Here is an 8,628-nt window from a genome sequence, read left to right as displayed (position 1 = left end):
CGAGGCGCAGGCCGCCGAACTGGGGGCCGCGAAGAACACGCTTCTGGCCTATGCGCGCGATTTGCGAGATTTTACCGATTGGGTTTCAAATCAAGGGCTTGCGCTGACAACCCTCTCGCAATCCGACATTGATAACTACCTGATCCATTGCGACGCGCAGGGTCTGGCACGGGCCACGCGGGCGCGCAGGCTCTCCGCGATTCGGCAGCTTTACCGCTTTGCCTTTGACGAGCGGTTGCGCGCGGACAACCCCGCCATTCGCATCAAGGGGCCGGGCAAGGCGCAGCGCCTCCCCAAGACCCTGAGCGAGGAAGAAGTCAGCCGCCTGCTCGACATCGCCCCGACCCACGGGCGCACCCCGGCCGAGCGCAGCCGCAACGCCAGTCTCGTGGCGCTGCTCTATGCCACCGGCATGCGCGTGAGCGAACTTGTCTCGCTGCCCCTCGCCGCAGCCAGGGGCGATCCCCGCATGATTCTGGTGCGCGGCAAGGGGGGCAAGGAGCGCATGGTGCCACTTTCGCCGCCCGCGCGTCTGGCGCTCGCCGATTGGCTCGCGATTCGCGACGCGGAGGAGAGTGCGCGGCGCGCCAACGGCCAGCCATCCTCACCCTATCTCTTTGCCTCCGGTGGTGTCACAGGCCATCTTACGCGCCACAGATTTTATAATCTTATCAAGGAAATATCTGTAAAAGCTCATGTTGATCCCGACAAGGTAACACCGCATACATTGCGCCATGCCTTTGCCACGCATCTTCTGGCCAATGGTGCCGATCTGCGGGTGATCCAGACCCTTTTGGGCCATGCCGATGTGGCCACGACCGAGATTTACACCCATGTGCTCGAGGCCCGCCTTCAGGCGCTCGTGCAGGAGCATCACCCGTTGGCACAGGCCGCCCGACGCAAGACCGGGGGCAGCACGTCTTCCGAGGGCCAGTAACCGCTCAAGAGCGCGCGATCATAGCCCTGAACCAGCCCCGCCGCCCGCATTGCAGCCGCGGCACCCCGATGATCATAGGCGAGGCGGTGAAAGGTCACGCCGTGATCCAGCACCGCAAATCCGGTCTCGACCCGGCCATCATGCGGCGGCATGCCAATGGCCCCGGCATTGATCCAGTCGACAGCACCAATCTGGCGCTGGAACATGAGCCCGGAATGACCCGCGAAAACCAGATCAATATGGCCTGCAACCTCTTGAATACGCGATATTTCTTCCTCAAATACCGCCACATCGGACACAGGCCAGACAAAGCGGCTGACATCCGACAACCCGCCATGGATCACCGCCGCACGCCGTCCGGCATGGGTAAAGAGAATGAGATCGGGCAACCCGTCCATCCAAGCGCGCGCGTCGGCACCAACCGATCGGTTCGCATGGGCATACCACCCCGCCGACAAGAGATCACAATACGTGCCGGCATCAAATCCACAGCCGCAATCCATCGCGTTCTGCGCCAATTGCCGCTCGCAATTGCCCGCAAGCACGGCACAGCCCGCCGCGCGGATCAGCGCCACCGTCTCGGCGGGCTCGGCGCAATAGGCCACCACATCGCCGGTGCAGATCATCCGCTCCGGGGCGATGTCACGGCCGCGTGCCTGCGCCAAAATCGCCTGTGTTGCCTGCAAATTGGAATAGGGCCCGCCAAAAATCAGCACAGGCCCCCGCAACTCTCCCAAATCCGCGATCCGCATCGCCCATGCTCCCTTGAATGCAGGGGGCGGACGCCCCATAACCCTGTAAACTAAGAGGGACCGCACAGATATGGAAGCCGCGTCAAGCGCAACCGACCTGACATTCTGGATCACCATCGGCGCAATCGTCGCGCTTTTGGTGATGTCCGCATTCTTTTCCGGCAGCGAAACAGCCCTTACCGCCGCCTCACGCGGGAAACTGCGCGCGCAGGCCGAAAAGGGCTCTCGCGGGGCGGAAACCGCGCTCCGGATCACCGAGGACAACGAGCGGCTGATCGGCTCGGTGCTCTTGGGCAACAATATGGTGAATATTCTTGCGGCCTCGCTGGCCACCGCGCTCTTTACCCGCCTCTTCGGCGAGAGCGGCGTGGCCTTGGCGACGCTCGTGATGACCATTCTCGTGCTGGTTTTTGCAGAGGTTCTGCCCAAGACCTACGCCATCACCAATGCCGAAGCCGCCGCCGCCCGCACCGCCCCACTGATTGTCTGGGTGATCAAGGTCTTTTCGCCCATCGTGACCGCCGTGCGCTGGTTCGTGCGGCGGGTTCTGGCGCTCTTTGGCGTGCAGACCGATCCTGACAGCCACATTTTGGCCGTGCGCGAGGAAATCGCTGGCGCGCTCTATCTGGGTCAATCCGAAGGCGTGGTCGAGAAAGAGGACCGCGACCGTATCCTTGGCGCGCTGGATCTGGGCGAACGCGCGGTCGAGGAAATCATGCTGCATCGCTCGCGGATCGAGATGATCGATGCCGAGGCAGAGCCCGACGCGATCCTCGATCAATGCCTCAAGAGCAACCACACCCGCCTGCCGCTCTATCGCGATGACCCCGACAACATCATCGGTGTGGTCCACGCCAAGGACCTCTTGCGCGCCATTCACAAACTGATCACCTCATCGGAACTCGGGGCGGCAGCCCTCAAGGATTTTGACGTCTGCAGCATCGCGCGCAAACCCTATTTCGTGCCCGAAACCACCACGCTCGACGATCAGATGCGACAATTCCTGCGCATGCGCAGCCATTTTGCCATGGTGGTGGATGAATATGGCACGCTGCAGGGCCTGATCACGCTCGAGGATATTCTCGAGGAAATCGTCGGCGAAATCACCGACGAGTTCGATCCCGACGCCGAACACCCCGTGCGCCGGACCGAGGACAATCAGTTTCTCGTCGATGGTGCCATGACCATTCGCGACCTCAACCGCGCGAATGACTGGAACCTCCCGGATGACGCGGCAAATACCGTTGCAGGCCTCGTGATCCACGAGGCGCAGATGATCCCCAAGGTCGATCAGGTCTTTATCTTTCACGGCTTCCGGTTTCAGGTCATGGCCCGAAACGCCAACCGCATCACCAAACTCAAGGTGCGCAAACTCTGAATTCAGGGATCAGAGCGGGTCCTTGTACTTTAGGATATCGCGATCCACCCCCAGCCCGATGATCGGGCTGAGCAGATCCCGCCACAGGCTTGGGCGCGGCTTGCCCGCCGGGGCCATTTCACGCGGCAGGCGCAGATCATCCTGTAACATCGGGGCGAGGATGCGCTCGTCGAGCATCCAGCGGCCCCGCCGCCCTTCGGCGCGGTCTGCCTGCTGATAGCCGAGCCATGTCGAGAGCCGGGCCTGATGGCGCGGCGTCTCACCAGGATAAATCAGGTAAAAGCCGCTGTTGACCCGCAAACAGATGTTGTCCAGCACGCGGGCGACGCCACGATACTGCGCGGGCACATGCGCCTTGGGCATATAGTTGAACCGCCCCGGATCGCCGTTGAAAAACACGGCAAGCGCCGTGCACAGATCAATGCCGCGCTGCGCCATGGCCCAGCCTAGAACCGGCTCGGGATCAAGCGCCCAGTCATAGCCCGCAATCGCCTCGCGGAATGCCTCAGGAGAGAGGTCGCGCAAATGCGCGATCTGCTGCGCCACAGGGCTTGCGGACCAATCAAACGGACTGGCATGCGGCATCATCGGCTCCGTAACTATCGCGAAAAAACAATGCGCTATCTCTGAGCGGTGAAAGTGCGCTTTGTGCGGAACAACTGTGACACGATTTAGGCAAGTGTCAAAAATCCGCTTGGGGCAAGCCGCTTTGGCGGTTAGTCTATCCTTATGTTGACACGTATTCTGCACAGCTTCGCCGCGGCCAAACCCGCCCCCCTTCCAGAGCCGGATGACAAGCTGGCATTGGGCGCGTTGATGGTGCGCGTGGCGAAATCCGATCACCATTACGAACTGGCTGAAATCAAGCGGATCGACCGTCTCTTGGCGCGAATCTACGGGCTTGGTCCGGTGCAGGCGGCCAAGATGCGCGCCCTCTCGGAACGCATAGAGCATGCGGCCCCCGACACCGACCGCTTTGGCCACATCATCCGCGAGACCGTAAGTCTCGAGGCGCGTCTTGGGGCGCTCGAGGCGCTGTGGGAAGTGGTGCTGTCGGACGGCGCGAGCCAGCCCGAGGAATTGCAGGTGATCGACGCAGCGCGCGAGGCGATGGGTCTGAGCCATGCCGACAGTGACTCCGCTCGCGCCCTCGCCGAGGCGCAATAGCACCCCCCGCAATTCCCCATTGGCGCGCCGCGCGTGGCATCCTATACCAGAGCCATGTTTGCAGATTTCCTGAAACGGCTGATCCAACCAGCCCCCGAGCCCCTGACCGGCGGTGATGCCCGTCTGGCGCTCTGTGCCCTCCTCGTGCGTGTCGCACGCACCGACGGAGACTATGCCGCCGCCGAGATCATCCGCATCACGCGCATCATCTCTGCCCGTTACGGCCTGCCTCAACCCGAGGCCGAGGCCCTGCGCCAGCAAGCGGAAACGCTCGAGAGCGAGGCCCCCGACACCGTCCGCTTTACCCGCGCGATCAAGGACGCGGTGCCCCATGAGGACCGTCTGGGCGTGATCGAGGCGCTCTGGCAAGTGGCCTTGGCCGATGGCCAACGCGAGGCGGATGAGGATGCGCTCTTGCGGCTGGTGGCCAGCCTCTTGGGCATCACGGATCAGGAAAGCGCCCTCGCCCGTCAGCGCGTCATCGGTCAGGAATGATCGCGAGCCTTCCCATGTATGACCGCCCCGAGACAGCGGCGGCCAACGATGCGCTCTGGCAGGGTCTCCGCGCGGCCTTGGGCGAAGGACCCGAACACCTGACGCGCGATGGCGACGTTTGGGATCACTGGCTTAGCCCCGATCTCCTGCTCTCGCAAACCTGCGGCTATCCCTACCGCGCGCGGCTGCATGGCCACGTGACGCTGGTGGGCAGCCCCGTGCTCGACCTGCCCGACTGTCCACCGGGGCTTTACTATAGCGTCTTTGTCGCCCGCGCCGATGATCCGCGCGCGGACCCTCAGGAGTTTGCCACCGCGCGCCTCGCCTATAACGATGCCCTGTCGCAATCTGGCTGGGCTGCGCCACAGACCTGGGCCGCCGCGCGCGGTTTTGCGTTCAGCAATCCCATCCACACCGGCGCACACCGCGCCTCTGGCATGGCCGTGGCCGAAGGGCGCGCTGATATTGCGGCACTCGACGCGCTCAGTTGGCGCTTGATGCAGGCACATGATCCCTTCACCGCAGGCCTGCGCGTGCTCACCCATACCGATCCCACACCCGCCCTGCCCTATATCACAGCCCTTGGCCGCGATGCAGGCGCGCTGCGCGCCGCGCTGGAGAGTGCAATCCTGGCGCTCCCTGATGACACACGCGTAGCCCTTGGGATAAAGGGCGTCACCCATATTCCGGCGGCAGACTATCTGGCCCTGCCCAATCCCGCGCCGCCGCCTTTGCCTACGCCTCCGAATTGAGCTGACGGCGCGTCATTTCGCGCAAACCGCCCCCCAATCGCCCGTTTTGCAAGTTGCATCAGCCCATTTTTTCGGCCCTATTGTCACATAGCCGTCAAAACTCACCAAAACGGAAGCTGCCCTTGTCCGAAACGCCCCCGGTTATCGAGATCCGCAACCTGCACAAGGCCTATGGCGCGCTTGAGGTGATCAAGGGGGTCGACATTTCCGCCCGTCGCGGGGATGTGGTCTCGCTCATCGGCTCGTCCGGGTCGGGCAAATCCACCATCCTGCGCTGCGCCAACCTGCTCGAGGATAGCCAACAGGGCGATATCCTGTTCAAGGGCGAGCCGGTTCAGTGGAAGGGCTCAGGATTGGGCCGCCATCCCGCTGATCCCAAACAGGTGCTGCGCATCCGCACAAATCTCAGCATGGTGTTCCAGCAATTCAATCTCTGGGCGCATCTCACGATCCTGCAAAACGTGATGGAGGCCCCCGTGACCGTGCTTGGCCGCGACCGGCACGAGGCCGAAGGTGCCGCACGCAAATATCTCGACAAGGTGGGCATTGGCGACAAATGCGATGTCTACCCGGCGCAATTGTCCGGCGGCCAGCAACAGCGCGCCGCCATCGCCCGCGCCCTCTGTATGGAGCCCGAGGCGCTTCTCTTCGACGAACCCACATCGGCGCTCGACCCCGAACTCGAACAAGAGGTGATCCGTGTCATCAAGGATCTGGCCAACGAAGGCCGCACCATGATGATCGTCACCCATGACATGAAAATGGCTGCCGATGTCAGTGACCATGTCGTGTTCCTGCATCAAGGGCTGATCGAGGAACAGGGCCCACCCGATACCCTCTTTGGCGCGCCGAAATCGACGCGCCTGCAACAATTCCTCAGTTCCACAACTGGCGACTGAGGCAAGACCACCAACCAAGGGAGAAAACCATGAAGAAACTGCTACTCACCACCGCCGCTCTGGCCCTCACCACAGGCTTTGCCATGGCCGACACCGTGCGGCTTGGCACCGAAGGCGCCTACCCTCCGTATAACTTCATCAACGACAAGGGCGAGGTCGACGGGTTTGAGCGCGAGTTGGGAGATGAGCTGTGCAAGCGCGCCGAACTGACCTGTGAATGGGTCACGAATGACTGGGACAGCATCATCCCCAATCTCGTGTCCGGCAACTATGACGTGATCATCGCGGGCATGTCGATCACCGACGAGCGTGATCAGGTGATTGATTTCACTCAGAACTACACCCTGCCCGATCCCTCGGCCTATCTCGCCCCCTCGGCGGATGTCGATGTGAAATCCGGCGTCATCGCGGCCCAGTCGGGCACCATTCAGGCGTCCTATGTCGCCAGCAGCGGTGCCACGCTGGTTGAATACGCCACCCCCGAGGAATCCATCGCCGCCGTGCGCAATGGCGAGGCGGATGCCGTTCTGGCCGACCGTGCCTTCCTTCTACCCGTGGCCGAAGAGGATGCTGGTCTGGAACTGCTGGAAGAAATGGTGATGATCGGTGGCGGCATTGGCCTTGGCCTGCGCGAGAGCGATACCGAACTCAAGGCCAAGTTCGACGCCGCCATCCAGTCGATGAAGGACGATGGCAGCCTGAACGCCCTGATCGAGAAATGGGAAATCGGCCTGACCTTCTGAGGTTGACCGACAGGCGGGGCTAGACACGGCCCCGCCCCCTCCAACAAGGCTGAATGCGATGTTTGCCTTTTGCTCCGATCCAGCCAGCCTTGACGGGCTTGCGTGGATCACCTGCTATCTGACCACGTCCAAACACCTGCAACTCTACTATGCGGTGGGCACGGTGCTGTTGCTGCTGGCGATCACCGCACCGGCGGCGCTTGCCTTTGGCTTTGGCGGGGCAATGGCCGCGCGGGCGCATCTCGCCCCCCTGCGTTGGTTTGGCAAGGCCTATATTTCGGTCGTGCGCGGCGTGCCGGACATCGCGTTTTTCCTCTTTTTTGTCATCGCACTCGATCAGGCCTTTGAATGGGCGCGCCACAAGGTGCTCTGCCCCGATTGGGATCAACCGATCCGACAAGGCAATGATTTCGTGGTCTGTCAGGCGGCCAAACTGCCGCTTGGCACAGCCCCGCAATGGGTGCATGAATCCTACGGCTTCCTTCTTGCCGTGCTGACCTTTGCCATCGTTTTTGGCGCCTTTGCCGCCAATGTGCTCTTTGGTGCCATGCGCGCCGTGCCCCGTGCCCAGATGGAAACCGCAGAGGCCTATGGCATGACCCGCCGTCAGGCCTTCTGGCGCATCATGGTGCCGCAGATGTGGGTCTACGCCCTGCCCGGCCTTGGCAATCTGTGGATGGTGCTGATCAAGGCCACGCCGCTGCTCTTTCTCTTGGGGGTCGAGGATATCGTCTATTGGGCGCGTGAACTTGGTGCCACCGCCAATCCCCGCTTTACCGAGTATCCGCATGGCGACTGGCGGATGTGGTATTTTCTGGGGCTGATGGTGTTCTACCTTGGCTTCACCCGCATCTCCGAAGTGGTGCTGGAACGCCTGATGCAGCGCCTCACCTTGGGGCAGGCCACCACCGGCGGCGAAGCGCAAAGGAAAGCGGCATGAGCTGTCTCGAGACCATCCAAGCCTACGGGCTTCGCGCCATCGGCATCGGCGAACGCCTCTTGCCTCAGAGCGATTTCACCCTTTGTGAGCAAGTCACCCTGATCGGTTCTGGCCTGATCTGGAACGTCTATTTCGGGCTTTTCGCCCTTGTCAGCGGTTTCATCCTCGCCACCGCTGTGGCGCTCGGCAAAGGCTCGCGCAACCGCGTGATCCGCAAACTTTCGGAATGGTTCATCTTCGTCTTTCGCGGCTCGCCGCTCTTTATCCAGTTCTTCTTTGCTTATTTCTTCTTTCTCTCGCTCAAATCGGTCTCGCCTTTCTTCGATATCCTGACCTCGGCTTGGCTCGGCGCGATGATCGTGCTGTTCCTCAACACCGCCGCCTATTCCGGCGAGATTTTCTATGGCGCACTGCGCTCCATCCCCAAGGGCGATGACGAGGCGGCGGATGCTTACGGCTTTTCCGGCTGGCCGCGCTTTCGCCGGATCATCTGGCCCACGATGCTGCGGCTCGCCTGGCCCGCCTATACCAATGAGGCGATCTTTCTCTTTCACGCCACCACACT

The 8,628-nt window shown here is 62.1% G+C and carries 11 protein-coding genes; 9 read left to right on the top strand and 2 right to left on the bottom strand.

Annotation, left to right across the window (positions count from 1 at the left end):
• On the top strand, window positions 1-937 hold a 937-nt coding region (locus tag KBT70_RS14180; protein WP_296634955.1), incomplete at its 5' end, for a tyrosine recombinase.
• Here KBT70_RS14180 and KBT70_RS14175 read toward each other — a convergent pair.
• Window positions 874-1,689 (bottom strand): metallophosphoesterase family protein, encoded by an 816-nt coding sequence (locus KBT70_RS14175; protein ID WP_296634951.1) that lies wholly within the window; start codon window positions 1,687-1,689, stop codon window positions 874-876. The genes KBT70_RS14180 and KBT70_RS14175 overlap by 64 nt on opposite strands.
• A 70-nt stretch (window positions 1,690-1,759) precedes the next feature.
• On the opposite strand from KBT70_RS14175, the gene KBT70_RS14170 reads away from it, so the two are divergent.
• Window positions 1,760-3,067, top strand: coding sequence for an HlyC/CorC family transporter (locus tag KBT70_RS14170; RefSeq protein ID WP_296634950.1), 1,308 nt, complete (start codon window positions 1,760-1,762; stop codon window positions 3,065-3,067).
• A gap of 9 nt (window positions 3,068-3,076) precedes the next feature.
• Here the strand turns inward: KBT70_RS14170 and KBT70_RS14165 are convergent, their stop codons facing one another.
• Window positions 3,077-3,655: a hypothetical protein gene (locus KBT70_RS14165; RefSeq protein ID WP_296634947.1), complete on the bottom strand. Its 579-nt coding sequence runs from the start codon at window positions 3,653-3,655 to the stop codon at window positions 3,077-3,079.
• 141 nt (window positions 3,656-3,796) lie between these two features.
• Here KBT70_RS14165 and KBT70_RS14160 point away from each other — a divergent pair, with 141 nt between their 5' ends.
• The 7 genes from KBT70_RS14160 to KBT70_RS14130 all read left to right on the top strand — a co-directional run.
• Window positions 3,797-4,234, top strand: coding sequence for a TerB family tellurite resistance protein (locus tag KBT70_RS14160; RefSeq protein ID WP_296634944.1), 438 nt, complete (start codon window positions 3,797-3,799; stop codon window positions 4,232-4,234).
• Window positions 4,235-4,288: 54 nt separating this feature from the next.
• Window positions 4,289-4,729: a TerB family tellurite resistance protein gene (locus tag KBT70_RS14155; RefSeq protein ID WP_296634940.1), complete on the top strand. Its 441-nt coding sequence runs from the start codon at window positions 4,289-4,291 to the stop codon at window positions 4,727-4,729.
• Window positions 4,726-5,481 carry a PhnD/SsuA/transferrin family substrate-binding protein gene (locus KBT70_RS14150; protein WP_296634936.1) on the top strand — a complete coding sequence of 252 codons (756 nt, stop codon included), beginning with the start codon at window positions 4,726-4,728 and terminating at the stop codon, window positions 5,479-5,481. The genes KBT70_RS14155 and KBT70_RS14150 overlap by 4 nt, the downstream gene beginning before the upstream one ends.
• Before the next feature lie 122 nt (window positions 5,482-5,603).
• A complete protein-coding gene (locus KBT70_RS14145) occupies window positions 5,604-6,380 on the top strand; it encodes an ATP-binding cassette domain-containing protein (protein ID WP_296634930.1) in 777 nt (258 codons plus the stop codon).
• A 29-nt stretch (window positions 6,381-6,409) separates the two neighbouring features.
• Entirely contained in the window at window positions 6,410-7,123 is a 714-nt protein-coding gene (locus tag KBT70_RS14140; protein ID WP_296634927.1) for a transporter substrate-binding domain-containing protein, read from the top strand.
• 58 nt (window positions 7,124-7,181) lie between these two features.
• Complete coding sequence (locus KBT70_RS14135; protein WP_296634922.1) at window positions 7,182-8,063, top strand: ABC transporter permease subunit; 882 nt, start codon at window positions 7,182-7,184, stop codon at window positions 8,061-8,063.
• Window positions 8,060-8,628, top strand: a 569-nt coding sequence (locus KBT70_RS14130; RefSeq protein ID WP_296634918.1) for an ABC transporter permease subunit, incomplete at its 3' end; no start/stop codon positions are given. The genes KBT70_RS14135 and KBT70_RS14130, both read left to right, overlap by 4 nt.

Origin of the sequence: Roseovarius sp., from assembly GCF_018066915.1 — a bacterium.
In the GTDB taxonomy this organism is placed as follows: domain Bacteria; phylum Pseudomonadota; class Alphaproteobacteria; order Rhodobacterales; family Rhodobacteraceae; genus Roseovarius.
Note: the sequence above shows the minus strand (reverse complement) of the source record. Positions and strands in the feature narration are given on the sequence as shown.